This window comes from Streptomyces prunicolor (genome assembly GCF_045162825.1).
Taxonomy (GTDB): domain Bacteria; phylum Actinomycetota; class Actinomycetes; order Streptomycetales; family Streptomycetaceae; genus Streptomyces; species Streptomyces prunicolor.
In genome coordinates this window covers 8827470-8851515 of record NZ_CP108676.1, presented here as the reverse complement: position 1 = coordinate 8851515, position 24046 = coordinate 8827470, and the positions used below count along the sequence as shown (strand labels likewise).

27 protein-coding genes and 1 pseudogene are annotated in these 24046 nt (G+C 70.8%); 16 read left to right on the top strand and 12 right to left on the bottom strand.

The window, feature by feature from the left end:
• From OG588_RS40290 to OG588_RS40280, 3 genes are read left to right on the top strand one after another with little or no spacing between them, the layout of a single operon-like run.
• Positions 1–1515 carry an IucA/IucC family protein gene (locus OG588_RS40290; RefSeq protein WP_405951548.1) on the top strand — a complete coding sequence of 505 codons (1515 nt, stop codon included), beginning with the start codon at positions 1–3 and terminating at the stop codon, positions 1513–1515.
• 9 nt (positions 1516–1524) lie between these two features.
• Complete coding sequence (locus tag OG588_RS40285) at positions 1525–2790, top strand: VWA domain-containing protein (protein ID WP_405951547.1); 1266 nt, start codon at positions 1525–1527, stop codon at positions 2788–2790.
• A complete protein-coding gene (locus tag OG588_RS40280; RefSeq protein ID WP_405951546.1) occupies positions 2790–3599 on the top strand; it encodes a hypothetical protein in 810 nt (269 codons plus the stop codon). The genes OG588_RS40285 and OG588_RS40280 overlap by 1 nt, the downstream gene beginning before the upstream one ends.
• A gap of 61 nt (positions 3600–3660) precedes the next feature.
• Here OG588_RS40280 and OG588_RS40275 read toward each other — a convergent pair whose 3' ends face one another.
• Positions 3661–4290, bottom strand: a complete 630-nt coding sequence (locus tag OG588_RS40275; protein ID WP_405951545.1) for a winged helix-turn-helix transcriptional regulator — start codon at positions 4288–4290, stop codon at positions 3661–3663.
• 88 nt (positions 4291–4378) lie between these two features.
• Here OG588_RS40275 and OG588_RS40270 point away from each other — a divergent pair, with 88 nt between their 5' ends.
• The 5 genes from OG588_RS40270 to OG588_RS40250 all read left to right on the top strand — a co-directional run bounded on the left by OG588_RS40270 (position 4379) and on the right by OG588_RS40250 (position 8005).
• Positions 4379–5587: a pyridoxal phosphate-dependent aminotransferase gene (locus tag OG588_RS40270; protein ID WP_019061942.1), complete on the top strand. Its 1209-nt coding sequence runs from the start codon at positions 4379–4381 to the stop codon at positions 5585–5587.
• Positions 5588–5635: 48 nt separating this feature from the next.
• Positions 5636–6169 (top strand): HAD domain-containing protein, encoded by a 534-nt coding sequence (locus OG588_RS40265; RefSeq protein ID WP_405951544.1) that lies wholly within the window; start codon positions 5636–5638, stop codon positions 6167–6169.
• A 3-nt stretch (positions 6170–6172) separates the two neighbouring features.
• Positions 6173–6772, top strand: coding sequence for a histidine phosphatase family protein (locus tag OG588_RS40260; RefSeq protein WP_405951543.1), 600 nt, complete (start codon positions 6173–6175; stop codon positions 6770–6772).
• 60 nt (positions 6773–6832) lie between these two features.
• Positions 6833–7507 (top strand): hypothetical protein, encoded by a 675-nt coding sequence (locus OG588_RS40255; RefSeq protein WP_405951542.1) that lies wholly within the window; start codon positions 6833–6835, stop codon positions 7505–7507.
• A gap of 75 nt (positions 7508–7582) precedes the next feature.
• Positions 7583–8005, top strand: a complete 423-nt coding sequence (locus tag OG588_RS40250; RefSeq protein WP_405951541.1) for an acyl-CoA thioesterase — start codon at positions 7583–7585, stop codon at positions 8003–8005.
• On the opposite strand, the gene OG588_RS40245 is transcribed toward OG588_RS40250, so the two are convergent.
• Together OG588_RS40245 and OG588_RS40240 are read right to left on the bottom strand one after the other, a co-directional pair.
• Complete coding sequence (locus OG588_RS40245; RefSeq protein ID WP_405951540.1) at positions 7944–9356, bottom strand: sensor histidine kinase; 1413 nt, start codon at positions 9354–9356, stop codon at positions 7944–7946. The two genes, OG588_RS40250 and OG588_RS40245, sit on opposite strands and share 62 nt — an antisense overlap.
• Complete coding sequence (locus OG588_RS40240; RefSeq protein ID WP_405953326.1) at positions 9353–10009, bottom strand: response regulator transcription factor; 657 nt, start codon at positions 10007–10009, stop codon at positions 9353–9355. The genes OG588_RS40245 and OG588_RS40240 overlap by 4 nt, the downstream gene beginning before the upstream one ends.
• Positions 10010–10207: 198 nt before the next feature.
• Between OG588_RS40240 and OG588_RS40235 the strand changes: the two genes are divergently transcribed.
• Genes OG588_RS40235 through OG588_RS40220 form a run of 4 tightly spaced genes read left to right on the top strand, consistent with a single transcriptional unit; the run spans position 10208 to position 13845 of the window.
• Positions 10208–10735: a hypothetical protein gene (locus OG588_RS40235; RefSeq protein ID WP_405951539.1), complete on the top strand. Its 528-nt coding sequence runs from the start codon at positions 10208–10210 to the stop codon at positions 10733–10735.
• Positions 10728–11885, top strand: a complete 1158-nt coding sequence (locus OG588_RS40230) for a peptidoglycan-binding protein (RefSeq protein ID WP_405951538.1) — start codon at positions 10728–10730, stop codon at positions 11883–11885. Before OG588_RS40235 ends, OG588_RS40230 begins: the two co-directional genes overlap by 8 nt.
• Positions 11882–12574 carry an ABC transporter ATP-binding protein gene (locus OG588_RS40225; protein WP_405951537.1) on the top strand — a complete coding sequence of 231 codons (693 nt, stop codon included), beginning with the start codon at positions 11882–11884 and terminating at the stop codon, positions 12572–12574. The genes OG588_RS40230 and OG588_RS40225 overlap by 4 nt, the downstream gene beginning before the upstream one ends.
• The gene (locus OG588_RS40220) at positions 12571–13845 is read left to right on the top strand and encodes an ABC transporter permease (protein ID WP_405951536.1); all 1275 of its coding nucleotides are present in this window, start codon (positions 12571–12573) and stop codon (positions 13843–13845) included. The genes OG588_RS40225 and OG588_RS40220 overlap by 4 nt, the downstream gene beginning before the upstream one ends.
• Before the next feature lie 14 nt (positions 13846–13859).
• Here the strand turns inward: OG588_RS40220 and OG588_RS40215 are convergent, their stop codons facing one another.
• A complete protein-coding gene (locus OG588_RS40215; protein ID WP_405951535.1) occupies positions 13860–14252 on the bottom strand; it encodes a winged helix-turn-helix transcriptional regulator in 393 nt (130 codons plus the stop codon).
• 102 nt (positions 14253–14354) lie between these two features.
• On the opposite strand from OG588_RS40215, the pseudogene OG588_RS40210 reads away from it, so the two are divergent.
• A pseudogene (locus OG588_RS40210) lies at positions 14355–14510 on the top strand (MFS transporter); the annotation flags it as partial.
• A gap of 13 nt (positions 14511–14523) precedes the next feature.
• On the opposite strand, the gene OG588_RS40205 reads toward OG588_RS40210, so the two are convergent.
• Positions 14524–15387 carry an NAD(P)H-binding protein gene (locus tag OG588_RS40205; RefSeq protein ID WP_405951534.1) on the bottom strand — a complete coding sequence of 288 codons (864 nt, stop codon included), beginning with the start codon at positions 15385–15387 and terminating at the stop codon, positions 14524–14526.
• A gap of 93 nt (positions 15388–15480) precedes the next feature.
• Between OG588_RS40205 and OG588_RS40200 the strand changes: the two genes are divergently transcribed.
• Complete coding sequence (locus OG588_RS40200) at positions 15481–16272, top strand: helix-turn-helix domain-containing protein (protein ID WP_405953325.1); 792 nt, start codon at positions 15481–15483, stop codon at positions 16270–16272.
• Positions 16273–16450: 178 nt separating this feature from the next.
• Positions 16451–17269 (top strand): chitosanase, encoded by an 819-nt coding sequence (locus OG588_RS40195; protein ID WP_405951533.1) that lies wholly within the window; start codon positions 16451–16453, stop codon positions 17267–17269.
• Here OG588_RS40195 and OG588_RS40190 read toward each other — a convergent pair.
• The 7 genes from OG588_RS40190 to OG588_RS40160 all read right to left on the bottom strand — a co-directional run bounded on the left by OG588_RS40190 (position 17254) and on the right by OG588_RS40160 (position 23022).
• Positions 17254–18618 (bottom strand): nucleobase:cation symporter-2 family protein, encoded by a 1365-nt coding sequence (locus OG588_RS40190; protein ID WP_405951532.1) that lies wholly within the window; start codon positions 18616–18618, stop codon positions 17254–17256. The genes OG588_RS40195 and OG588_RS40190 overlap by 16 nt on opposite strands.
• Positions 18619–18847: 229 nt before the next feature.
• Entirely contained in the window at positions 18848–20227 is a 1380-nt protein-coding gene (locus OG588_RS40185; RefSeq protein ID WP_405951531.1) for an 8-oxoguanine deaminase, read from the bottom strand.
• Positions 20228–20362: 135 nt separating this feature from the next.
• On the bottom strand, positions 20363–21295 hold the full coding sequence (gene pucL / locus OG588_RS40180; RefSeq protein ID WP_405951530.1) for a factor-independent urate hydroxylase: 933 nt from the start codon (positions 21293–21295) through the stop codon (positions 20363–20365).
• 5 nt (positions 21296–21300) lie between these two features.
• Positions 21301–21711, bottom strand: coding sequence for a hydroxyisourate hydrolase (uraH, locus tag OG588_RS40175; RefSeq protein WP_405951529.1), 411 nt, complete (start codon positions 21709–21711; stop codon positions 21301–21303).
• A complete protein-coding gene (uraD, locus tag OG588_RS40170) occupies positions 21708–22223 on the bottom strand; it encodes a 2-oxo-4-hydroxy-4-carboxy-5-ureidoimidazoline decarboxylase (protein ID WP_405951528.1) in 516 nt (171 codons plus the stop codon). The genes uraH and uraD overlap by 4 nt, the downstream gene beginning before the upstream one ends.
• Positions 22224–22405: 182 nt before the next feature.
• Positions 22406–22774, bottom strand: coding sequence for a helix-turn-helix domain-containing protein (locus tag OG588_RS40165; protein WP_019061921.1), 369 nt, complete (start codon positions 22772–22774; stop codon positions 22406–22408).
• Positions 22771–23022: a thiamine-binding protein gene (locus OG588_RS40160; protein WP_078623106.1), complete on the bottom strand. Its 252-nt coding sequence runs from the start codon at positions 23020–23022 to the stop codon at positions 22771–22773. The genes OG588_RS40165 and OG588_RS40160 overlap by 4 nt, the downstream gene beginning before the upstream one ends.
• A 178-nt stretch (positions 23023–23200) precedes the next feature.
• On the opposite strand from OG588_RS40160, the gene OG588_RS40155 reads away from it, so the two are divergent.
• Positions 23201–24031: a TIM barrel protein gene (locus OG588_RS40155; RefSeq protein WP_405951527.1), complete on the top strand. Its 831-nt coding sequence runs from the start codon at positions 23201–23203 to the stop codon at positions 24029–24031.
• The last annotated feature ends 15 nt before the right edge of the window (positions 24032–24046 follow it).

Below are 24046 nucleotides of genomic sequence, written 5' to 3'. Positions count from 1 at the left end.
GTGGACCGTCCCCCGCTTCCCGAGGCCGAGGTCGCCGAGGAACTCGCCGCCGTACGGCCCGACCTCGTGCAACGGTACGCGGCCGAACTCCCCGGCGCCCGTGCGGCGGTGCTCACCCGGCTGTGGCGGGCGCTGGCCTTCGAACCGCTGCCGTGGATCGTCGACAGGGCGCCCGGCCCGGTCCTACGGCTCTCCGACGGCCGGCGGCTGCGCGGGCCGCGCGCGGACCCGTACGCGACCGACGCCTACGTCACCGTCGTCCACCTCGACGACGTCGCCCACGACGATCCGGCGCGCCTGATGACCGACCTCGCCGTGCCGCACGGGGGCGCCTTCGCGGCCGAACTCGGGCACAGCGTCGCCTCGTTGGCACTGTCCCGGGCCAACCAGCCCGCCCACTCGGAGGATTGGCCGACGCAAGACTGGGAGTGGGAGCAACGGATCGTCGACGGGCACCCCTTCCACCCCAACTGCCGCTCCCGGCCCGGGTTCTCGGTGGCCGAGCAGCTCGCCTACGGCCCCGAGCACCGGCCCGTGGTGGCGCTCGGGTCGGTGCCGGTGCGGGCGGAGGAGTGCCTGCTGACCGGGGTGTGGCCGGACGAACTGCGGGACGCCGGACGGCTGTTGATCCCGGTGCACCCGTGGCAGGCCGCGCATGTGCTGAAGCGGACGGGAGACGCTCCGGGTGACGCGCATCCGCTGATGTCCCTGCGCACCCTCGCCCTGCCGTCCGGACCGCACATCAAGACCGCGCTGAGCGCCCGGTTGACCTCCTCGGTACGGGACATCTCCGTCTACTCGATCGGGCTGTCGGCGACGTTGTCGGCGTTCGGGGAGACACTGGCGGCGCGCTCGGACGGCTTGTTGCACGTGACCCGCACGCTGGGCGCGGCGACGGCCGGCTCCCCCGATCTCGCGGCCGTGTTGCGTGAGTCGCCGCAGACGTACGCGGACACGGAAGCGGGCGAGCGGGTCCTGCCGGTGGCCGCCCTCGCGGTCACCGACCTGCCCCGATCGCCCCTCTGGCTGGCCGAGTTCACGCGTCTCGCCCTCGTCGTCTGTCTGCGGTTGCTGGAGTCCGGTGTGGCCCTGGAGGCGCACGGTCAGAACCTGCTGGTGGTGCTGTCCCGCACGGGTGCCCCGCTGCGCCTGGTCTACCGCGATCTCGCCGACATCCGCGTCAGCCCCAAGCGCCTTGCGGAGCAAGGCATTCCGATCCCCGAACTGAGCGGACGCATCGTCACCGACGACGAAGTCACCCTGCGCCGCAAGCTGTTCGGGTCTCTCGTGGCGGGAGCACTCGCGGGTACGGCGGGTTCCGGTACGGCGCTCAGGGCGGCGCTGGCCGCGGTCGTACCGGATCTGCCGCGGACGCCCGACCTCCTGGCGCTGCTCGAACAGCCGCTGCCGGCCAAGGCGTTGACGCTGATGCGGCTGTCGCCGGAGCTGCCCGGGGACCAGTGGACCGGGCTGCCGAACCCGCTCGTTTTGGAGCCCGGTCCATCTGATCAATAGGATCCGGCGATGATCACAAGACAACGGCTGGCGGCGGGGATCTGTGCCCTGCTCGCCACCCTCACGGCCGGGGTCGCCTTCCCTGCCGGAGCGGTCGCCGACGAGACGGACTCCACGGCCTCCCCCAAGGTCGAACTCGTGCTGGACGTCAGCGGATCCATGAGCGCCAAGGACATGGACGGCGGCTCACGGATGGCAGCGGCGAAGCAGGCGTTCAACGAGGTGCTCGACGCGACACCCGAGGAAGTGCAGCTCGGCATCCGCACGTTGGGCGCCAACTATCACGGCAACGACCGCAAGACGGGCTGCAAGGACACCGCGCAGCTCTACCCGGTGGGCACCCTGAACCGCACCGAGGCCAAGACCGCGGTCGCGACGCTCCAGCCCACCGGCTGGACCCCGATCGGTCCCGCGCTGCTGAAGGCGGCGGACGACCTCGACGGCGGTGACGGCACCCGCCGTATCGTCCTGATCAGCGACGGCGAGGACACCTGCCAGCCGCTGGACCCGTGCGAGGTGGCCCGCGAGATCGCGGCCAAGGGCATCGGCCTGACCATCGACACGCTGGGTCTGGTGCCGGACGCCAAGACCCGCGACCAGCTCAGCTGCATCGCGGACGCGACCGGCGGCACGTACACCTCCGTGCAGCACAAGGAGGAACTCTCCGACCGCGTCGGCCAGTTGGTGGACCGCGCCGCCGACCCGGTGGTGACCCCGGTCGCCACCGAGGGCACCGCACAGTGCACCAGCGCCCCGACCCTCAAGTCCGGTCTGTACACGGACCGCGAGGAGTTCGGCAAGCAGCGCTTCTACCGCGTGGACGTCGACCCCGGCCAGGAGCTGCGCGCTTCGGTGAGCGTGGGCGCCGACCGTGAAGTCAACCCGGACTACGGGGTGTTGCTGCGCGCGGTCACCCTGCACGGCCGCGAGATCGTGCGCGGCGAGGGCACGGGCAACGGCCGTACGGACGTCGTCTCCACCGGCCTGCGCTACCCGAAGGCCGAGAGCGATGACGACAACGCCCCGGCCGAGACCGTGTGTCTCCAGGTCACCAACTCCTTCTCGGCGGCCTCCGGAGTGAAGACCACCCCCGGTCTGCCCCTCGAACTCACCGTGGACGTCGTGGACGCGCCCAGCAAGGCGAGCGACGTGGCCTCCTTCGGCCTCGGCCGCGGCTGGTGGCTGCTCGCCGCACTCGTGCTGACCGGCTTCGTCGCGGGTCTGCTCTGGGGCTGGCTGTCCCGCTGGCGTCTCGCGGTCTGGAGGACCAACTGATGCGGATCACACGTGTGTTGAGCACGGCCCTGCTGCTGGCAGGCCTGGCAGCGACGCCCGCGGCGGCGGACTCCTCCCCCTCCGCGAGCCCCTCCGACGACAGCTCGGCGCCCACCCAGGCGGGTACCTCGTTCCGTACGGCGACGGAGCTCGACCAGGGTCAGACGGGCACCGCGAGCGGCTCCACCGGCGACTACCTGTACTGGTCGTTCGCCGCGGACGCCGGCCAACGCCCCACCGTCAAAGCGACGGTGAAGCTCCCGGACACGCACGCCGGGGAGACCTGGCAGCTCGACGTGTACGACGGGCTGCGGCGCCGTCAGGCCTGCCAGTACGGGGCGTCGACGCGCACCGCCGCGCAGGACGCGACCTCCCTGGACCTGGCGTGCACGCTGCGCACCGTCCGTGCCTGGTCGGAGACCTGGGCCAACGACCCGCTGCCGGGCACGTACTACGTCCGGCTCACGGTCGTGGATCTCCCGTCCTCGGACCTGGGTCTCCCGGTGAGCACCGAGGTGCGGGTGGACTCCAAGGACATCGGCGGTTCGGCGGCGGTGGACGGTTCGCTGGCACAGCCGCTGACGCCGGGGATCGCGGCCAAGTCGGCGTCCGACGAGGACAGTTCGTCGTCGACCTCGGCGGCGCTGTCCAGCATCGAGCCCGACGGCGGCTGGTCCTCCGGCTGGTGGTCCGACCGCTGGGTGTGGACCGGCCTGGGTGGCGTGCTGGCCGCGCTCGCGGGGATCGGCGGGTATGCGCTGACCCGGGGTTCGGGACGGCCGAGGCGGGTTCCACCGCCCGGCATGTAACTCCGTGACGTCTCGTCAGAAGGCCCGCCCACAGCGGGCCTTCTGCCATTTAAGGCCCGACTCACGCCTCCCGCAGCGCCTTCGCGAGTGTGCCGTCGCCGGTCACCTCTACGCGTCCGGCACGCACCGCGTCGGGAAGGCTCAACTCCCCCTGGGCGACGGCCGTACAGGTCTCGACATCGAGCACGAGCCGAGCATCCGGCTCCCGGGGCGCGGACCCTTCGCCGTAGACCGACCCGTCTCCCTCCACCCCCACCCACAGGTGGAACTCCCCCTCCTCCAGGCGGACTTCGACCAGTCCCTCACCCTCCAGCGCCCGCAGCAACGGCAGCGCGAACCAGTGCGCGCGCACCGCGTCGGTAGGCCGCCGCTCCCCCAGCTCGGGCGCGCCCCAGGTGCCGAGGGCTTGCAGGACGGGCAGCAACTCCCGCCCCCGACCGGTGAGTTCGTAGACGAAAGCGGCACCGGGAGGCGGCAGCCGCCGCCGCGTCGTCAGCCCGTCCCGCTCCATGTCCTTCAGCCGTGAGGCGAGTACGTCCGTGCTGACACCCGGCAGATCGGCGTGCAGGTCCGTGTAGCGGCGCGGGCCGGCGAGGAGTTCGCGGACGATCAGCAGGGTCCAGCGGTCGCCGACGAGGTCGAGCGCCCGGGCCGCGGAACAGTACTGGTCGTAGCTTCGGCGAGGTGACATGCGACGCAGTCTAGACATGTTGTTGGACTTTCCAAGCTCACACTTGGTAAAACCAAGCAACACACGAAGCCGATGGGGCGAGGGCGCAATGGAGTTCCGGCAGTCGAGCAAGCTCAGCGAGGTCTGTTACGAGATCCGCGGTCCGGTGATCGAGCACGCCAACGCACTGGAGGAGGCGGGCCACAGCGTCCTGCGCCTGAACACCGGCAACCCCGCGCTCTTCGGCTTCGAGGCGCCCGAGGAGATCATCCAGGACATGATCCGGATGCTCCCCCAGGCACACGGCTACACGGACTCACGCGGCATCCTCTCGGCCCGCCGCGCGGTCGCCCAGCGCTACCAGACCCTGGGTCTGGAGGTGGACGTAGACGATGTGTTCCTCGGCAACGGCGTCTCCGAACTGGTCTCCATGGCCGTACAGGCACTCCTGGAGGACGGCGACGAAATCCTCATCCCCGCCCCGGACTTCCCGCTCTGGACGGCGGTGACAACACTCTCCGGCGGCAAGGCGGTCCACTACCTCTGCGACGAACAGGCCGACTGGTACCCGGACCTGGACGACATGGCGGCGAAGATCACCGACCGCACCAAGGCCGTCGTCATCATCAACCCGAACAACCCCACCGGCGCCGTCTACCCCAAGGAAATCATCGAGGGCATCCTCGACCTCGCCCGCCGCCACGGCCTGATGGTCTTCGCCGACGAGATCTACGACCAGATCCTCTACGACGACGCCGTGCACCACTCGGCCGCCGCGCTCGCCCCCGACCTGGTCGTCCTCACCTTCTGCGGCCTGTCGAAGACGTACCGGGTGGCCGGCTTCCGCTCGGGCTGGCTGGTGGTCACGGGCCCGAAGCAGCACGCCAAGAACTACCTGGAGGGCCTGACGATGCTGGCCTCCATGCGGCTGTGCCCGAACGCGCCCGCGCAGTACGCCATCCAGGCCGCGCTCGGCGGCCGCCAGTCCATCCGCGACCTGACCGTCCCGGGCGGGCGACTGCACGAGCAGCGCAACGTGGTGTGGGAAAAGCTGAACGAGATCCCGGGCGTCTCCTGCGTGAAGCCCAAGGGCGCCCTGTACGCGTTCCCCCGCCTCGACCCCAAGGTGCACAAGATCCACGACGACGAGAAATTCGTCCTGGACCTCCTGCTCCGGGAGAAGATCCAGGTCGTCCAGGGCACCGGCTTCAACTGGCCGACCCCCGACCACTTCCGCATCCTCACGCTGCCGTACGCGGACGATCTGGAGGCGGCGATCGGCCGGATCGGGCGGTTCCTGGGCGGGTATCGGCAGTAGCAGCCCATCAGACAGCTACGGGCGCTCCGCCCTGGGTAGCTCCTCCGCATGACCGACCGCCCCCTGCTGCTCCTCGACGTCGACGGCCCCCTCAATCCGTACGGCGCCCGGTTCCTGCGCCACCGCGGCTATGTCACCCGTCGGCTGTGGCCGGCGAACTGGTCGGCCCGGCAGCAGCCGGGCTCCCGGCGACTGCGGCGCGGGCTGCGGGTACGCCTGCACCCCGGGCACGGCGAGCGAATACTGGCCCTGCCCTACGAGCCGGCCTGGGCCACCACCTGGATGCACCAGGCCAACGAGATGATCGCGCCGGCGGTCGGGCTCCCCGGCGACCTGCCGGTGATCGAGTTCACCAATCTGTTCGCCAGGGACCCGGACGGCCTCTACTGGAAGACCCGCCAGATCGTGGCCTGGGCGGCCGGCCGCCCCTTCGTCTGGGTCGACGACCTGGTCACCGACCTGGACGTACGGCATGTCGAGGCACACCACGACGGGCCGGCGCTCCTCCTCAAGGTGGATCCGCGCAGGGGTCTACGGGAGGGCGATTTCGCGACGTTGGAGCGGTGGGCCCATAGCCTGTGAACTATGGGCGATCTTTTCCTCGTACGACACGGAGAGACCGAATGGTCCCGGTCGGGGCGGCACACCGGCTCGACCGATGTCCCGCTCACCGCGAAGGGGCGGGATGAGGCGCGCGGGCTGGTGCCGCTGATCCGTTCGCACCGGGTCGGCGCCGCGTTCGTCAGCCCCTTGCAGCGGGCGCGGGAGACCGCCGAGCTGATCGGGCTGAGGGACGTCCGGATCGATGTGGATCTACGGGAGTGGGACTACGGCGGCTACGAGGGCATCACGACCGTCGAGATCCAGCGCACCCGGGCGGACTGGTTCCTGTTCACCGACGGGGTCGCGCCCGGGCCGCCGGACCATCCCGGGGAGACCCCGGAGCAGGTGGGCGAGCGCGCCGACCGCGTGCTGGCCAAGGTGGACGCGGCCCTCGCCAACTCCGAGGGCGTGGTCGTCCTGGTGGCACACGGCCACTTTCTACGCGTGCTCACCGCGCGGTGGCTCGGGCTGCCGCCGGCGGAGGGCGCGTTGTTCCAGCTCGCGACCGGGACGCTGGGCCGGCTGAGCACGGAGCATGGACGGCCGGTCATCGCCGCGTGGAATGTCAGACCCCCGTCGTAGCCTTCGAATGAAGCGCACATACGGGGTCCCGGTGGACCGCCGGACGGGGAGGAGCACGCCGTGACACGACCGCCGACCGCCGCGCAACGGCGTGTCATCGACGCCGCCGATCCCGTCACCGGGCGGCTGCGGGGTACGGAGGCGCAGCTCGCCGCGCTGGTGAAGCGGGGGCTGGCGTTCCGGCACCCACGACCGCCGCACGACCACTTTCTGACGCCGACGGGGCATCGGATACGGGAGTCCGAACCGGAGGTCGCCGAGCCCGCCGCCGCTGCCGAGGCCACCGCGACCTCCAACTTCACCACGGCCTCCAACTCCACCGCGACTTCCGGGGTGTTCGCCGCGCGCATCGGTGGCGAGGAGAGGACGGATATCTCCCCCGCTGCCCGCACCCGTGAAGTGCACAGCGCCTGGCAGGGGTTGCTGGAGCTGCGCCGGATGACGAACGCGGACGGTTCCGTGGAGCGGCCGTGCGGCTGGGAGCGGACGCATCTGGTGCAGGCCGCCGCGCTCGCCCTGGAGGCCGCCGGGCACCGGCCCGCCACGGGACAGGACGCGGAGGGCTACCGGGTGCGCGCGACCCCGCAGCCCGAGGCGGTCGCCGTGCGCGAGCCGGACGGGGAGGCGCTGCGCGCCTGTGCGGGGACGCTGGAGCGGGCGGGCTGGCAGGTGAGCGAGCACAAGGAGCCGCGTACGGAGGCGAGTTATCTGCTTGCCTCGCCGCGACGGACGTGAGCGGACCCGACCGGACCTGACGGACATGCCAAGATCGGTGCGGCAGTTCGTCCATCAGTGCGAGAAGGGAACGCAGTGAGCGAGCCGTTTTCCGTCCCGGTGACCGTCCGCGGATACGAGACCGACAGCCTGGGGCACCTCAATCAGAGCGTGTATCTCCAGTACGCGGAGCATGCCCGCTGGGCGCTGTTGCAGGCCGCGGGCGTGGGCCAGGCCGAGTTGCTCGCCCAGGGGGTCGCGCCGGTCGTCCTGGAGACGACCATCCGCTATCTCCGCGAGCTGCGCGCGGGCGAGGACGTCGAGGTGAGTTGCGTCTTCGAGTGGGGCGAGGGCAAGACGTTCCGGGTCCTCCAGACGATAGCCAAGGCGGACGGCACGGTCTCGGCCGAGGCAGCGTCGGTCGGCGGACTGCTGGACCTCAAGGAGCGCCGGCTGGTCACCCAACCGCAGGAGTTCTTCCGGAAGTTGACGACGGATCCGGGTCTGTTCGGTCTCTGAGCCAGGGCTGCTCCGGCGCCCGCGGCAGCGTGACGGTCACCCGGAGGCCGCCGTCCGGCCGTGGTCGGGCGGTGACCTCGCCGCCGTGGGCGCGCACGATCGCCCGGACGATGGACAGCCCGAGTCCCGCGCCCTTGGCAGTGACCACACGGTCGGCGCCGAGTCGGCGGAACGGCTCGAAGAGGAACGGGAGTTCGTACGCCGCCACCGGTGGACCGGAGTTGGTGACCTCCAGTTCCACCCGGTCGGTGTCATGGGCCCGGCCGGTCACCCGGACCCAGCCGCGCTCGCCGGTGTTGTGCCGGATGCCGTTCTCGACGAGGTTGTGCACGAGCCGTTCCAGGAGGAGGGCGTCGCCGAGTGTCGTGGCCTCGGCGGACTTGTCCTCGACGGCGACTCCGGCACGGTCCGCCTCCGCCGTGGTCTGGCCGACCACATGGGCCACCACGTCGGCCAGGTCGACGGGCAGCCGGTCGGCGAGCTCGTTCTCCGAACGGGCCAGCAGCAGAAGCCCGGTGATCAGCCGCTCGTGCCGGGCGTTGATCTCCAGCAGATTCTCACCGAGCTGTTTCACGTCGTCCGAGGCGGACTTCCGGTGCATGGCGACCTCGACCAGGGCCCGACCCAGGGTCAACGGGGTGCGCAGTTCGTGCGAGGCGTTGGCCACGAAGCGGCGCTGGCCGTCGAAGGAGCGGTCGAGCCGTTCGACCATCGTGTCGAAGGTGTCGGCGAGATCCTTGACCTCGTCGTCGGGGCCGCGCAGCGCGATGCGTTCGTGCAGGCCCCGGTCGGCGGCCGGGGCGCCGGCGATCCGGCGGGCGGTGTCGGTGACCCGGTGCAGCGGGGCCAGCACCCGGCCCGCGACCAGCCAGCCGAACCCGGCCGCGGCACAGCCGACGACACCGAGGGCGATCCCGCCCTGGGTGAGCAGTGAGGTACCCGCCTCCGCCCGCCAGTGGTCCCGCTGGGCGTCCATCCACTTCTCCAGGTCGGCGCCGGGCGGCGGGGTCTCCCCGAATCCGCCGACGACGGTGCGACTCTCCTGGAGCGAGCCGCTCGGGACGGCGGACGGTGCGGGGGTGCCGGACCCCTCGGCTCCCTCGGCTCCCTCGGCTCCCTCGGTTCTCGGCGCCCCGTGGTCGTACGACGGTTGCCCGGACACCGACGTGTGCGAGAGGACCTTCGTGCCGGTGCGCCCCAACTGCTGGTCGAGCAGGGCGTAGGTGACGCCGAGCAGCAGCATCCCGCCGACGAGGAAGAGACCGCCGTAGGTGAGGGTGAGGCGGGCCCTGAGGGTCATCCGGCCGGGCAGCAGCCGGAAGTGACGGGTCGTCAGCTCGGTGGGGCTCACGGGATGCGGTACCCCACTCCCGTCACGGTCTCCACCAGGGGTGGATCGCCCAGCTTGCGGCGGAGTTTGAGTACGGCGAGACGGACGGCGCCGGTGAACGGGTCGGCGTTCTCGTCCCACGCCTTCTCCAGCAGCTGCTCGGCGGAGACCGCGGCGCCCTCCGCGCGCAGCAGTTCGGCCAGGACGGCGAACTCCTTCTTCGACAGCGGCACATAGCGGCTGCCCCGGAACACCTCGGCGCGCGCCTGGTCGAGGGTGAGGCCCGCGCGGCACAGCACCGGTGGCGCGGCCGGCCGGGAGCGGCGCCCCAACGCCAGGACGCGGGCGGCGAGTTCGGCGAAGGCGAAGGGTTTGACCAGGTAGTCGTCGGCGCCGAGACCGAGGCCTTCGACACGGTCGGTGACCTCCGCGGCGGCCGTCAGCATGAGGACGCGTACGGAGGTCTCGGCGGCGACGACCTCCCGGCACACCTCGTCGCCGTGCACGCGTGGCAGGTCGCGGTCGAGGACGATCACGTCGTAGTCGACGACGCCGACGCGTTCGAGGGCCGCCGCCCCGTCGTAGGCGAGGTCGACGGCGTGGGCCTGGCCGCGCAGCCACTCGGCGATCGCGTCGGCCAGCATCGGTTCGTCCTCGACGACCAGGACCCGCATCCCGGACACCTTCCTGTGGGCGCCGGAGTGACCGGCGAGGGCGGAGCACCGCACGGGGACAGCGTGCCGGGGCGGGTGTTTCCTCGCCGTTAGTGAGCCCGGCCGCCGCCGTGGAAACGCCGGGGAAACGGCCCGTCGGTTTCTGTTCGTTGCCGGACGTCCGGTCCTGGACGGTCCCCCGTACGAGGAGACGGCACCATGCTGATACGGCAACGGATACGGAACGTCGGCGCCCTCGCGGCGCTGCTGACGGCATTGGCCCTGACCGTGGGCGGCTGTGGGTCGGGCGACGACAGCGCCTCGACGACGAGCCCGTCGGCGAGCGCGAACGCGAAGGACGCCCAGGGGGTGAGGTTCGCCCAGTGTCTGCGCGAGCACGGCGTGGACGTGGAGGACCCGGAGCCGGGTCAGGGCATCCGGATCCAGGTCGGCGCGGGCACACCCAAGTCGACGGTGGACGCGGCGATGGAGGCCTGCCGCAAGTACGACCCGATGCGGCAGAGCGGGGCGAGCGCGGACCCGCAGGCCGACGCGAAACTGCGCAAGATGGCGCAGTGCATGCGGGACAACGGCGTCGAGAACTTCCCCGACCCCGAGCCGGGCAAGGGCATCCGGATCGACGGCAGCGTGGCGAACGACCCCGACTTCGCGGCGGCCGACAAGAAGTGCCAGAAGTACGCGCCGACGGGCGGCCGGCGGTCCACGGACAGTGACGGCAATGGCTGAGCCGGCCCTCGCGCACGAGGAGGAGACCTCCGAGGGGGAGCACGGCGACAGCACCGTCGTCACCACCCGTGCCGTACGCCGTCCACGCCGCACCCGCCGACTGCTCGTCGCCCTCGCCGCCCTGGCCGCCGTCGCGGGCGCGGCGGCGGCCGGGCTGGGTCTCGGCGACCGCTCCTCCGACGCGGGGGCGAAGTCCCAACTCCCCCCGGCCACCGCCACGGTGACCCGGCAGACGCTCAAGGACAGCCGCACGGAGGACGGTTCGCTCGGCTACGGCACCTCGACGTCGGCGGTCGGCCGCGTTCCCGGCACGGTCACCCACCTCCCGGAGACCGGCGAGCGGATCACCCGCGGTGCGGCCCTGTACCGCGTGGACGACGATCCGGTGGTGCTGATGTACGGCGCGGTGCCCGCCTACCGAGCGCTACGGACGGGCGAAGAGGGCGCGGACGTCAAGGAGTTGGAGCGCAATCTCAAGGCGCTCGGTTACGGCGGCTTCACCGTCGACGACTCCTTCACCGACGCCACGGCCGACGCGGTGAAGGAGTGGCAGGACGACCAGGGTCTGGACGAGACGGGTGTGGTGGAGCTCGGCCGGGTGGTGTTCGCGTCGTCCGCCGTGCGCGTGGACGCGCTGGACGCGGAGAAGGGCGCGGCCATCGGCCCCGGTCGGAAGGTGCTGTCGTACACCGCCACGGCGCAGGCGGTCACCGTCGAACTCGACACCGCCGACCAGCGGTTGGCGCGGCAGGGCTCGAAGGTGACCGTGGAGCTGCCGGACGGGACGGTGGTGGACGGCCGGGTCTCGGACGTCTCGACGGAGATCATCCCGGGCAGCGGCCCGGACGAGGACCCCACGACGAAGGTGCAGGTGCTCGTCGCCCTCGACGGGACGAAGGCGCAGCGGGCCGCCGCGTCCTACGTCCTGGCGTCGGTGCACGTGTCGTTCACGGCGGGTGAGCGCAAGGACGTGCTCACGGTTCCGGTCGCCGCGCTGGTGGCGCTGCCGGGCGGCGGCTTCGGGGTGCAGGTGGTCAGGGAGACGGGCAGCGCGTATGTCCCGGTCGGGACGGGCCTGTTCGCGAACGGGCGGGTGGAGATCAGCGGTACCGGGATCAGCGCGGGCACGAAGGTGGGGATGCCCGCGTGATCGCCCTCACCGATGTCACCAAGGTCTACCCGGGCGGGGTCACCGCCCTGGCCGGGGTCTCGCTGTCCGTGGCGCGCGGCGAGCTCGTCGCCGTCGTCGGCCCGTCGGGCTCCGGCAAGTCGACGATGCTCCACATGCTCGGCACCCTGGACCGGCCCACCGCGGGCCGGGTACGGATCGACGGGTACGACGCGGGGGCCCTGTCGGACGCGCGGCTCTCGGCGTTGCGGGCGCGGCGGATCGGTTTCGTGTTCCAGCAGTTCCATCTGACCGCCGGAGCCTCGGCGTTGACCAATGTGGCCGACGGGCTGCTCTACTCCGGGCTGCGGCCGGCCCGGCGACGCGAACGGGCCGCCGACGCCTTGCACCGGGTGGGTCTCGGGCACCGGATGCGGCACGCGCCGCACGAACTGTCCGGCGGTGAGCGGCAACGGGTCGCGGTGGCCCGCGCGGTGGCCGGGGAACCCGCGCTGCTGCTCGCCGACGAGCCGACCGGTGCGCTGGACTCGGCGTCCGGGGCGGGTGTGATGGCGCTGCTGCGGGAACTCAACACCGCCGGAACCACGGTCGTGATCATCACGCACGACCAGGAGATCGCCGAGTCACTGCCCCGGCAGGTGCGCATGCGGGACGGTCGGGTGGTCGACGACTCGACGGCGGACCGGATCACGACGGGAGTGGTCCGATGACCGTACGGACAACGGATGCGCGGACAGCGGATGCACGGACAGCGGATGTTCGGGACGCTCCGGCCACGATTCGAGAGGCACTGCGGCCGGCCCGCCTGGGCCCCGCCGATGTCGTCAGAGTCGGCGCGGTGGGGCTGCGCACCCGCCCGCTGCGGGCGTTCCTGTCGGCGTTGGGCATCGCGATCGGGATCGCCGCGATGGTGGCCGTCGTCGGGATCTCCTCGTCCTCGCGGGCCGACCTGGACCGCACGCTGGCGGCGCTGGGCACCAATCTGCTGACCGTCTCGCCGGGCAGCACGCTCACCGGCGGACAGGCCCAACTCCCGTCCACGGCCGAGCAGATGGTAGCCAGGATCGACGGGGTGCGGTCGGTGTCGGCGGTCGGCAAGGTGGCGGGCGCGAAGGTGTACCGCACCGACCGCGTCCCGAAGGTGGAGACGAACGGGCTCGCCGCCTACGCGGTCCGCACCTCGCTGCGCGGCGCGATCGGCGCCCGCCTGGCGAGCGGTGTGTGGCTGAACACGGCGACGGCCAGGTATCCGGCCGTGGTGCTCGGCGCGACGGCCGCCGACCGGCTCGGCATCGGCCGGGCGGACCGGAACGCGCAGGTACTGGTCGACGGCACCTGGTTCACCGTGGTGGGTGTCCTCGAACCGGCGCCGCTGGCACCGGAGTTGGACACCGCGGCACTTGTCGGCTGGTCGGCCGCCGAGGACCGGCTCGGCTTCGACGGGCACGCGACCGCGGTGTACACGCGTTCGGCGGAGGCGAAGGTGGAGTCGGTGCGGGAGCTGCTGGGCCCGACCGCCGACCCCGAGGCGCCGAGCGAGGTCCAGGTGTCGCGCCCCTCGGACGCGCTGGCCGCACAGCGCGCGGCCGGCCGGGCGTTCACCGGGCTGCTGCTCGGGCTGGGCGCGGTGGCACTGCTCGTCGGCGGTGTGGGGGTGGCGAACACGATGGTGATCTCGGTGCTGGAGCGCCGGGCCGAGATCGGGCTGCGCCGCTCGCTGGGCGCGACGCGTGGCCAGATCCGGTCCCAATTCCTCGCGGAGTCACTGCTGTTGTCGGCGCTCGGCGGGGCGGGCGGAGCACTGCTGGGGCTCGCCGTCACGGTCGGCTACTCCGTCTACCAGGGCTGGCCCGCCATCGTCCCGCCCTGGGCACTGGCGGGCGGCATCGCGGCCACCCTGCTGATCGGCGGTATGGCGGGGCTGTATCCGGCGATCCGCGCGGCACGCCTCTCACCCACGGAGGCGCTCGCCACCCCGTGACGTGCCCGGGCGGCCTACGACACCGGACTGCGCTCGGTGTCGTAGGCCGCCCGGGACTCCGCGATGTAGACACGGTTGCGCTCCGCCCAGTCCGTCAGCCGGAGCAGGGTCTCGTGCAACTCCCGGGCCACCGGGGTGAGTTCGTACTCGACCTTCGGCGGCACCGTGGGGTGCACGGTGCGGGTGACGAGTCCGTCGCGCTCCAGGTTGCGCAGGGTGAGGGTCAGCATGCGGCGGCTGATGCCCTCGATGCTGCGCTCCAACTCGGTGAAGCGGATGGGTCCGTGGGCCGCCGCGACCAGGATCTGCACGCTCCATTTGCCGGAGACCCTGTCAAGAACCTCACGGACCGGACAGGCATGCGCGTTCACGACCTGGGCGGTAACACCGATGTTCCCCTGGGACATTGAAGTGCCTCCTTACGACGACCTCCATGGTTCCTGACGATGTACCCCGTTACAAGTCGTGCACCTATGGTCCTTATGGATATCCACGGAGGTCAGACCGCCATGACGGCACTCACCGGATCCGAGTCGAAGACATCACGGACGCGCCCGTCGGCCCGAACGTACTCCCGCTGGGCGTCCCTCGTCGTGCTGTGCGCGGGGACCTTGATGACGATCCTGGACGGCAACATCGTCACGGTCGCCATGCCCGCGATCCAGCTCAAGTCACCGATTAACCCTCCCCGAACGCCTCCCGGTGGTCCTGAGCCCACTCCCGGTAGGTCCGCGCCGGGCGGCCCAGGACCTCGCGTACGTCATCGGTGACGACCTCGTTGCCGCCGGCACGGACGAACGCCAGGCCGGTCAGCACTCCGTCCGCCCGGATCTCGTCCATGCCCCAGGCCGTACGGAGGAACGCGCGGGTCCCGTCCGGGGACAGGTTCCGGACCGGGACCGGGCGGCCGAGAACCTCGGCGAGCACGGCGGCCTGACCGGCGACCGTGATCGCCTCGGGACCGGTGAGGGTGTACGTCCGCCCCTTGTGCCCGGCGTCGAGCAGCGCCCGCACCGCCACCTCGGCGATGTCCCGCGGATCGATCACGCCCGACGCGCCGTCCCCGGTCATGTTGGGCACCGGCTCGCCCGCCCGGAGGGCCGGGAGCCAGGTCAGTGTGTTGGAGGCGAACGACGACGGCCGCAGCACCGTCCAGTCGAGCCCGCTGTCCCGCACGGCCCGCTCACCGTCCACGTGCCACTGCCCGGAGGGCCCGGAAGCGGGATCGCCGGAGGCGATGGCGGAGAGCTTCACCAGCCGTTCCACACCCGCGGCCCGCGCCGCGGCGACCAGCGCCGCGTCCTGTCCCTCGTCCGGGCCGGGCGGACGGAGCAGGAACGCGGCCGTCGCACCGGCCAACGCGGCGTCCACGGAGGCCGGTTCGCCGTAGTCCCCGCGCACCACCTCCACCCCGGCGGGCAGCCGCGCCCGCGCCGGGTCACGGGTCAGCGCGCGCACCTTCGCACCACGCTCGGCCAGCTGTCGTACGACGTCGCTTCCGATGGTGCCCGTGGCACCCGTCACCAGAATCATGTGGTCCACGGTGGGCCCGCCGGGGCGCTCGGCTCTTGGAAATTCCGGCACGGCCGGCCCGCTCGGACGGCGGCCCCGGTCGCTTACGGTGGAAAGGTGCCGATGACCATCGCCGAGCCGCTCCCGACCACGCCCGAGGCGCTGCGCCCGTGGATCGCCGAGGTGCGGACCATGTCCTTCAGCGAGCCGCCCGAGGGGACGTTCGTCCAACTGCCGGACGCGGTGGTCAAGGTGGTCCTGCGGGTGACGGGGGACGGGCGGCGTGACGTCCTTGCCGTCGGACCACGGGTGCGGGCGGCCTACCACGAGGGGAAGGCCCACATCGAGTGCGTGGAGTTGCGCCTCGCACCGGGTACGGCCCGGCCCCTGCTGGGCGTCGCGGCCGCCGGACTGGTCGGCCGGGTGGTGCCGCTGGACGACCTGCCGGGCGGCGCGGCCCGCCGGTTCGCACGTGAGGTGCGGTGGCTGGAACCGCAGGAGGCTCTGCCACGCATCGCCGAGGTGCTTCCGGGGCTGCTGGCAGAGCCGCCGGATCCAGCCCGGACAGCACTGCTGCGGGCGGCCGTCGAGGAGTTGTCAGTACGGATGGACCGGGCGCCCGCACAGGTACGGGACGTGGCCCGGGAACTGGCCGTCAGTGAACGCCAGTTGCGGAACCTGTTCACCGACGGTGTCGGTGTCTCCCCGAAGCACTACGCCCGTATCGACCGGGTCCGCGCCCTCGCCGCCCGGGCGGGCAGCGCCGGCTGGTCCGAACTGGCCGCCGCCACCGGCTACTTCGACCAGTCGCACATGACGACCGACTTCCGGGCCCTGATGGGTGTCCCGCCCCGCTCGTTCCTGACCGGCCGGCTGCCCGCGGTCAGCCCCTGCCAGGCGGTCCGGGGCGGCTGAATCCGGATGCGGCGAGGAGTTCGTGCCTCAGGCGTCGGCACGCGCTCCCCCAACCTCGTGGTGTGGCTCGGGAATTCACAGTTCCCTGCCAACGCCACCCCACGGATCTCCCAAGTTGACGAGCGAGTCTCAGCTGCCTTTCAGAATTGTTGTGTATCGCGCCCTCCTTGGAGATGACGTGCCGTTCTTCCGAAGAAAAGCCACCCGCCGCACCTTGCTCGCAGCGTTCGGTACGGCGGCGATCGCGAGCCAGTGGCCGTCCGCGAACGCCGCGACGTCGGGTGGGGCGGGGCTCGACGCGCCCGCCAAGAAGGACATCGCGATGCGGCTGGTGTCGAGCGCGGAGAACTCCTCCCTGGACTGGGAGGAGCAGTACGCGTACATCGAGGACATCGGCGACGGCCGCGGCTACACCGGCGGGATCATCGGCTTCTGCTCCGGCACCAGCGACATGCTGGCGCTCGTCGAGCTGTACACGGAGCGGGCCCCGGGCAATGTCCTCGCCGCCTATCTGCCCGCGCTGCGCGCCGTCGACGGGACCGACTCGCACGAGGGGCTGACCCCGGGCTTCCCGGCGGCGTGGCGGAAGGCCGCACGGACGTCCACCGCGTTCCGCAAGGCACAGCGCGACGAACGGGACCGCGGCTACTTCGACCCGGCCGTGGCACGCGCCAAGAAGGACGGCGTGGGCACGCTCGGGCAGTTCGCCTACTACGACGCGATGGTCATGCACGGCCCCGGCACGGACCCCCTCGCCTTCGGCGGCATCCGCGCCCGGGCCCGCAAGCACGCGGCCACGCCCACCGACGGCGGCGCCGAGACGACGTATCTGGGCGCCTTCCTCGACGCCCGCGTCTGGGCGATGCAGCAGGAGGCGGCGCACAGCGACGTGACCCGGGTCGAGACGGCCCAGCGGGTGTTCCTGAAACAGGGCAACCTCGACCTGGACACGCCGCTCAAGTGGCAGGTGTACGGGGACAGTTACGAGATCGGCTGACGGGCTAGGGGTACGACTCCGGTCGTACCCCTCGTCTCTTCGCTGGCCCGTCCGAGGTGGTGGAAGACCAGGTTCAGCGCCACCGCGGCCACACAGCCCGTGGAGATGCCCGAGTCGAGGACGATCCGGACCGTCTGCGGGAACGCGTGGTAGAAGTCCGGCGCCGTGATCGGGATGATCCCGACGGCCAGCGAGACCGCCACGATCAGGATGTTGTCGTCCCGGTCCAGGCCCGCCTTGACGAGGGTCTGGACACCGCTCGCGGCGACCGAGCCGAACAGGACGACACCCGCTCCGCCCAGCACCGGGCGCGGTACGACGGCGATGAGCGACGCGGCCATCGGGCACAGGCCCATCAGCACCAGGAAGCCGCCGCCGGTCGCGACGACGTACCGGCTGCGGATACGGGTCATGGCGACCAGGCCGATGTTCTGGGCGAAGGCGCTGCACATGAAGCCGTTGAAGAGCGGGCTGATCGCCGAGCCGAGGGTGTCGGCGCGCAGGCCGGCGGCGATGGTCCGTTCGTCCGCGGGGCGTTCGACGATCTCGCCCAACGCCAGCATGTCCGCGGTGGATTCGGTCATCGAGACCACCATCACCACGCACATCGAGACGATCGCGGCGAGCTGGAACTGCGGTGCGCCGAAGTGGAACGGGCTCGGGAAGCCGATGACGTCGGCGTCCGCGACGGGGCTGAAGTCCGTTGCCCCGAAGGGGATCGCGAGGAGCGTGCCGAGCAACAGGCCGAGCAGCACGGCTATTTGCTTGACGAAGCCCCGGGTGAAGCGGCGGAGGACCAGGACGATGACGAGCGTGGCGGCGGCGAGGCCCAGGTACGTCCGCGAACCGTAGTCGTGTGCCGAGGGGTCGGGTCCCTGCGCCCAGCCGAAGGCAACGGGCAGCAGGGACACGCCTATCAGGGTGATCACGGTGCCGGTGACGACCGGCGGGAAGAAGCGCACCGCCTTGCTGAAGAAGGGCGCCGCGAGGAAGCCGAGGAGGCCGGCGACGATCACCGCGCCGAAGATGACGGGCAGCGCGTCGGACTTGTCCTTGGTGGAGGCGGCGATCGCGGTCATCGGGGCGACCCCGGCGAAGGTGACGCCGTTGACGAAGGGCAGCCGGGCGCCGATCTTCCAGATGCCGATGGTCTGCAGGAAGGTGGCGAGGCCCGCGGTGAAGAGGCAGGCGCCGGTGAGGAAGGTGAGTTCGGTGCCGGTCAGACCGACGGCCGCGCCGACGATCAGCGGCGGGGCGACGACTCCCGCGTACATGGCGGCCACGTGTTGCAGGCCCGTGGTGGCCATTTTGAGTGCGGGGAGTTTTTCGTCGACGGGGTGGGCGGTCACGGCGGTTCCTCCGGGTCAGCTAACACGTCGGCTCTGACGTGGGTTTCATGGAGGTGGTGCGCGGTCGTGCGGGACCGAGGGACGGAACCCAACAAAAAGGGCATATAAGGCCGTTCCGGGGCGCACACATCCATGCACGCCCCGGCCACGGCCACCGGTCGAGGGCCGTCCCCCTCAACCGGAGATCTTCAACTCAGCGATGCCGTACGGCGATTCATGCTGAGCGTGGTCAGCCCTGCGCGGCGATCCGCGCCAGGCGCTGGGCCTCTTCCCGCGTGGAGCGGGCGATCGTGTCCTCGTCGACGTGCAACAGGCGGTTGTTCTCGACGATCTGACGACCGTTCACGAACGACGCGGTGACCGGGGCCGCCGCGCCGAAGACCAGCGCGGTCACCGGGTCGGCGATCGAGGCGTGGGCGAGGGTGTCCAGGTTCCACAGCACCAGGTCGGCCAGCTTGCCCGGCTCCAGGGAGCCGATCTCCCTTGCGCGGCCCAGTACTTGGGCACCGCCATAGGTTCCGAGACGGAGGGCCTGGCGGGCGTTGAGGGCCGCTTCGCGGTGGGCGCCGAGGCGGTTGATCAGGAGCGCGTTGCGCAGCTCGGTGTGGAGTTCGCCGGACTCGTTGGACGCGGTGCCGTCCACGCCGAGGCCGACCGGTACGCCGGCGGCGAGCATGTCGGGGACGCGGGCGATACCGGCGGCGAGGCGCGCGTTGGACGAGGGGCAGTGGGCGACACCGGTCTTCGTCCGGGCGAAGGCGGCGATGTCGGAGTCGTTCATGTGGACGCAGTGCGCCATCCACACGTCCTCACCGAGCCAGCCGGTGGACTCGAAGTAGTCGGTCGGGCCCATGCCGAACAGCTCCTTGCAGAACTGCTCCTCCTCGACCGTCTCCGAGCCGTGCGTGTGCAGCCGCACGCCGAGCCGACGCGCCAACTCAGCGCCCTGCTTGAGGAGTTCGGTCGACACGGAGAACGGCGAGCAGGGGGCCACGGCCACCTGGGTCATCGCGTCGAAGACGGCGTCGTGGTGCTCCCGTACCGTCGCCTCGGTCGCGGCGAGGGCGCCCTCCAGGGTCTCGACGGCGAAGTCCGGGGGCAGGCCGCCGTCCTTCTCGCTGCGATCCATGGAGCCCCGGGCCAGCGTGAAGCGGACGCCCATCTCGCGGGCGGCCCCGATGATCGCGCCGGAGAGGTCGCCGGAGCCCTTCGGGAAGACGTAGTGGTGATCCATCGCGGTGGTCACCCCACCGCGGGCCATCATCGCGAGGGAACCCTGCGCGGCGGCCCGGACCATCGGTTCGTCGATGCGCGCCCAGGTCGGGTACAGCGCGACGAGCCAGTTGAACAGATTGTGGTCGGTCGCCAGACCCCGGGTGATCCACTGGTAGAAGTGGTGGTGGGTGTTGACCAGACCGGGGGTCACGAGGTGGCCCGACGCGTCGATACGGCGTACGACGTTCTCCAGTCCCTCGGGCGCGCTGCCCGCGCCGAGCGACTCGATGCGGTTGCCGGCGACGACCAGGTGACCGGTGGCGTACTCCGTGTCGTGGGCGTCCACCGTCGCGATCGAACAGTTCTCGATGACGATGCGCTGAACTGCTGCCATGGTTCGTCCTATTCACTGTATGGAATGGGCACGGCAGGACCCGGGGATTTGAGTACCGTGGCCCGCACGGGACGGGCGGGCCACGGGTGCCGCAGAGTGAACCGGTCCAACAGGCGCCGGTTCAAAGGGAGTTGTTCAGAGGTTGGTGAGATCCACCGGGATCTTCGGCTCGCAGCCGTCCCGCAGGACCGTCGCCTCGATCAGGCCGTAGGGCCGGTCGGCGGCGAAGTACACAGCACCGTCTTCGGTGGCGTTCTTCAGACCGAACGGCTCCAAGTCCACAAGGAAATGGTGCTTGTTGGGGAGGGAGAAGCGCACCTCGTCTATCTCGCTGCGGTTGTTGATGATCCGCGAACCCATTTGGTAGAGGGTCTGCTGCAGCGACAGCGAGTACGTCTCGGCGAAGGCCTGGAGCATGTGCTTCCTCACCTGCTCGTAGGACTTCTCCCAACTCGGCATCTTCTGCTCGTCGTCGGACCAGTTGAAGCGCCAGCGCGCGGAGACCTGGGTGGCGAGGATGCGGTCGTAGGCCTCGGGGAGGGTCGTGTACTTGTCCTTGACGTAGCCCCAGAACTCGGAGTTGGTCGAGTTCATCACGACGAGGTCCTTGAGCCCGGATATGACCTCCCAGTTCTCACCGTCGTAGGTGATCTGGGTGACCCGGGTCTCCTGGCCCTTGCGGACGAAGGAGTGCTTGACCTCGTCGGCGCCGATGAACTGGGAGTTGGCGTCGGAGGTGTCGATCCGCTCCCAGGAGTACTCCTCGATGCGGATGCGCGCGGTCCTGATCGGTTCCTGCGAGGTCACGAAGTGCCGGGCGAGATGGATGCCGAACTGCTCGGCGGACTCGATGCCGTGCTCCTTGGCGAACGCGTACACCGTGTTCTTGGTGGTGTCGGTCGGCAGCACGTTGGCGTTCGAACCGGAGTAGTGGACCTCGTCCATGTCGCCGCTCAGCGACACGGAGACGTTGAGGTCCTTGATGTGGTGAGTGGCGCCGTCCCGCGTGATCTTGACGACTCGGTTCTCGGCCTTGCCGTACTGGTTCTGTCCAAGAATCGTGGGCATGTCTGCTAGCTCCCTCGGTATACGGAGTAGCCGAACGGGTTGAGCAGCAGCGGTACGTGGTAGTGCTCGCCGGGCTTCACGGCGAAGGTGATCGCCACTTCCGGGAAGAACACTCCGGTGCTCGCACCGCTGTCCCGATTCGCGGGGGCGTCCTGCTGCGCATCGGCTTGCTGGTTCTCGAACTTCAAGAAATACGGCTCCACTTCGAAGTCGAGCCGTACGTGCGTGGTGCCCTCCGGCAGCGCGGGGAGGTCCTTGCACCGCCCGTCCGCGTCGGTCGCGGAGCCACCGAGCGGCTGCCACTCCCCCAACGGGCCGCTCCGGGCGGCGAGTTGGACGGCGACGCCCTCGGCGGGGCGGCCGACGGAGGTGTCCAGGATGTGGGTGGACACGGAGGCGGTGGTGCTCGTGCTCATGCCTGCTCTTCCTGTACGAGGTTGCCGAGCCGGATGCGGTTGATCTTGCCGAGTTCGGCGCGGACGATCTCGCGCTCCTGCTCGGGCGAGTTGCCGATCCGCTCCTTGACCGCGTCCCGCATCTGCTCGCCGGTCCGGCCGGTGGCGCAGATGAGGAAGACATGGCCGAACCGCACCTGGTAGGCCAGGTTCAGTTCCAGCATCTCCGCCCTGAGCTCCTCGGAGGCGCCCGCCATGCCGCGCTGCTCCCGGCTGGAGGTCGGGTCGCCCGGCTTGGGGCGGCCGATCGGCGGGTGGCCGGCCATCGCCTCGGCCAGGTCGCCGGCGGTCAGCTCCGCCATCGCGGAGTCGCTCGCGGCGTACAGGTCCTCGGGGCCGGCGTACGGACGGGCGGCGAGCAGCCGCCGCGCCCACGCCGTGGAGGCACACGCCTCAAGGAGGGCGGCGAGCGCCGCGTGCTCCTCCAGGACGTTGAACCGGATGAGCCCCGGCGGCGTGGAAGTCGAAGTCACGGGGGCCTCCGTGGCCTTGTGTCGAACGGGCTGCCCAGTAGCTAACGCCCTGCGAAACACCGCGTCAACACTTTGTTGAAAATTCCGGGTAACAAAGCCCGCCCCGATGCCCGTCCACCCATACGGGGGCCCACCCGACCACACCCCGAGGCCCAGCTCAGGCACCCCACCGACAGTTCGGCTCAGGCGTCCTTCTCGCGGTTCAGGTAGTTGTACACGGTGAACCGGCTGACCCCGAGCGCGCTCGCCACGGTCTCCACTCCGTGCCGCACGGAGAAGGCGCCGCGCGCCTCCAGTATCCGTACGACCTCCTGCTTGGCCTTGCGGTCCAGGTCCGCGAGGGGCTTGCCCTTCTTGCGCTCCATGGCGGCCAGGATGTGATCCAGCGAGTCCGCGAGCTGCGGCAGGCGTACGGCGATCACGTCGGCACCCTCCCAGGCGAGCACGACGTCGTCGGGACCGGCCTCGCCGGGCGGGAGCATCTCGCCGCCCATGGCGTCGACCAGCGGTTTCACCGCCGTGATGAACGGCTCGTCCCCGACGCCGGTCACCGGTCGCCCTCGCCGATCACGTTGAGCTGGAGCGAGACCCGGGTGGCACCGGCTTCCAGGGTCCTGCGCAGCAGCGCGTCGACGGCGGTGAGCACCGCGTCGGTACCGCCCTCGGCCGTGTTGCCGAACGGCCCCACATCCACGGAGTCCAGCTCCGCCGCCTCGATGACCTCTCTGGCGACCACCGCATGCGCGGGCGCCTCGTCGAGGTCGAAGGGCTCTGTCGTGAACTCCACTCGCAATCGCACGCGCACAACCTAACGCGCGGCGCCGTTTTCCCACGAGCCCTCTTGACAAGCTCCGACACCCGACGGCAATCTTCCATTAAGCAGAAACAAACTTCCATAATACGGAATTACGACACTGGCTCGCGACATCATCCTCGGCACTCTCGACGCCCTCGATACGGAAGGGAGCGCAGCCCCCATGGGATTCGAAGACCAGCGCTTCAACGTCAACCTGTCGATCCTCTTCACCGAGCTCCCGCTCCTGGAGCGCCCCGCGGCCGCCGCCGCGGCCGGCTTCACCGCGGTCGAGCTGTGGTGGCCCTGGGTCGACTCCCCCACCCCCGAGCAGTCCCAACTCAACGCGCTGAAGCGGGCGTTGGAGGACGCGGGCGTCCAGCTCACCGGCCTGAACTTCTACGCGGGACAGCTGCCGGGCCCCGACCGCGGCGCCCTGTCGCTCCCCGGCGAGGAGTCGGAGAGGTTCCGCGCGAACATCGACGTGGCCGCCGACTTCGCCCACTCCCTCGGCGCCACCGCGCTCAACGCGCTCTACGGCAACCGCGTCGCCGGCGTCGACCCGGCCGAGCAGGACGCGCTCGCACTGGAGAACCTGGTCCTGGCTGCCCGCGCCGCCGACCGGATCGGCGCGGTCCTGCTGATCGAGGCGCTGAACAAGCCCGAGTCGCCGCTGTACCCGCTCGTCAGCGCGCCCGCCGCCGTAGGGGTCGTCGACAAGGTCAACACCGCGTCCGGCCTCGGCAACGCGCGCTTCCTCATGGACCTCTACCACCTGTCCATGAACGGCGAGGAACTCCCTTCCGTGATCGAGCGGTTCGCCGCGAAGACCGGCCATGTGCAGATCGCCGACAACCCGGGCCGCGGCGCCCCCGGCACCGGCACGCTCCAACTGGAAGACCTGCTCGACCAGTTGAGGAAGGCCGGTTACGACGGCTGGGTGGGCCTGGAGTACAAGCCCGGCGACCGCCCGAGCGCCGAGGCCTTCGACTGGCTCCCGCGCGCAGCCCGCTGAACTTCCCTACGCAGC

Coding starts and splice junctions, on each gene's coding strand:
- OG588_RS40285 (WP_405951547.1), top strand. CDS start 1,525: ATGATCACAAGACAACGGCTGGCGGCGGGGATCTGTGCCCTGCTCGCC.
- OG588_RS40280 (WP_405951546.1), top strand. CDS start 2,790: ATGCGGATCACACGTGTGTTGAGCACGGCCCTGCTGCTGGCAGGCCTG.
- OG588_RS40275 (WP_405951545.1), bottom strand. CDS start 4,290: ATGTCACCTCGCCGAAGCTACGACCAGTACTGTTCCGCGGCCCGGGCG.
- OG588_RS40270 (WP_019061942.1), top strand. CDS start 4,379: ATGGAGTTCCGGCAGTCGAGCAAGCTCAGCGAGGTCTGTTACGAGATC.
- OG588_RS40265 (WP_405951544.1), top strand. CDS start 5,636: ATGACCGACCGCCCCCTGCTGCTCCTCGACGTCGACGGCCCCCTCAAT.
- OG588_RS40260 (WP_405951543.1), top strand. CDS start 6,173: ATGGGCGATCTTTTCCTCGTACGACACGGAGAGACCGAATGGTCCCGG.
- OG588_RS40240 (WP_405953326.1), bottom strand. CDS start 10,009: ATGCGGGTCCTGGTCGTCGAGGACGAACCGATGCTGGCCGACGCGATC.
- OG588_RS40235 (WP_405951539.1), top strand. CDS start 10,208: ATGCTGATACGGCAACGGATACGGAACGTCGGCGCCCTCGCGGCGCTG.
- OG588_RS40230 (WP_405951538.1), top strand. CDS start 10,728: ATGGCTGAGCCGGCCCTCGCGCACGAGGAGGAGACCTCCGAGGGGGAG.
- OG588_RS40220 (WP_405951536.1), top strand. CDS start 12,571: ATGACCGTACGGACAACGGATGCGCGGACAGCGGATGCACGGACAGCG.
- OG588_RS40215 (WP_405951535.1), bottom strand. CDS start 14,252: ATGTCCCAGGGGAACATCGGTGTTACCGCCCAGGTCGTGAACGCGCAT.
- OG588_RS40200 (WP_405953325.1), top strand. CDS start 15,481: ATGACCATCGCCGAGCCGCTCCCGACCACGCCCGAGGCGCTGCGCCCG.
- OG588_RS40185 (WP_405951531.1), bottom strand. CDS start 20,227: ATGGCAGCAGTTCAGCGCATCGTCATCGAGAACTGTTCGATCGCGACG.
- pucL (WP_405951530.1), bottom strand. CDS start 21,295: ATGCCCACGATTCTTGGACAGAACCAGTACGGCAAGGCCGAGAACCGA.
- uraH (WP_405951529.1), bottom strand. CDS start 21,711: ATGAGCACGAGCACCACCGCCTCCGTGTCCACCCACATCCTGGACACC.
- OG588_RS40155 (WP_405951527.1), top strand. CDS start 23,201: ATGGGATTCGAAGACCAGCGCTTCAACGTCAACCTGTCGATCCTCTTC.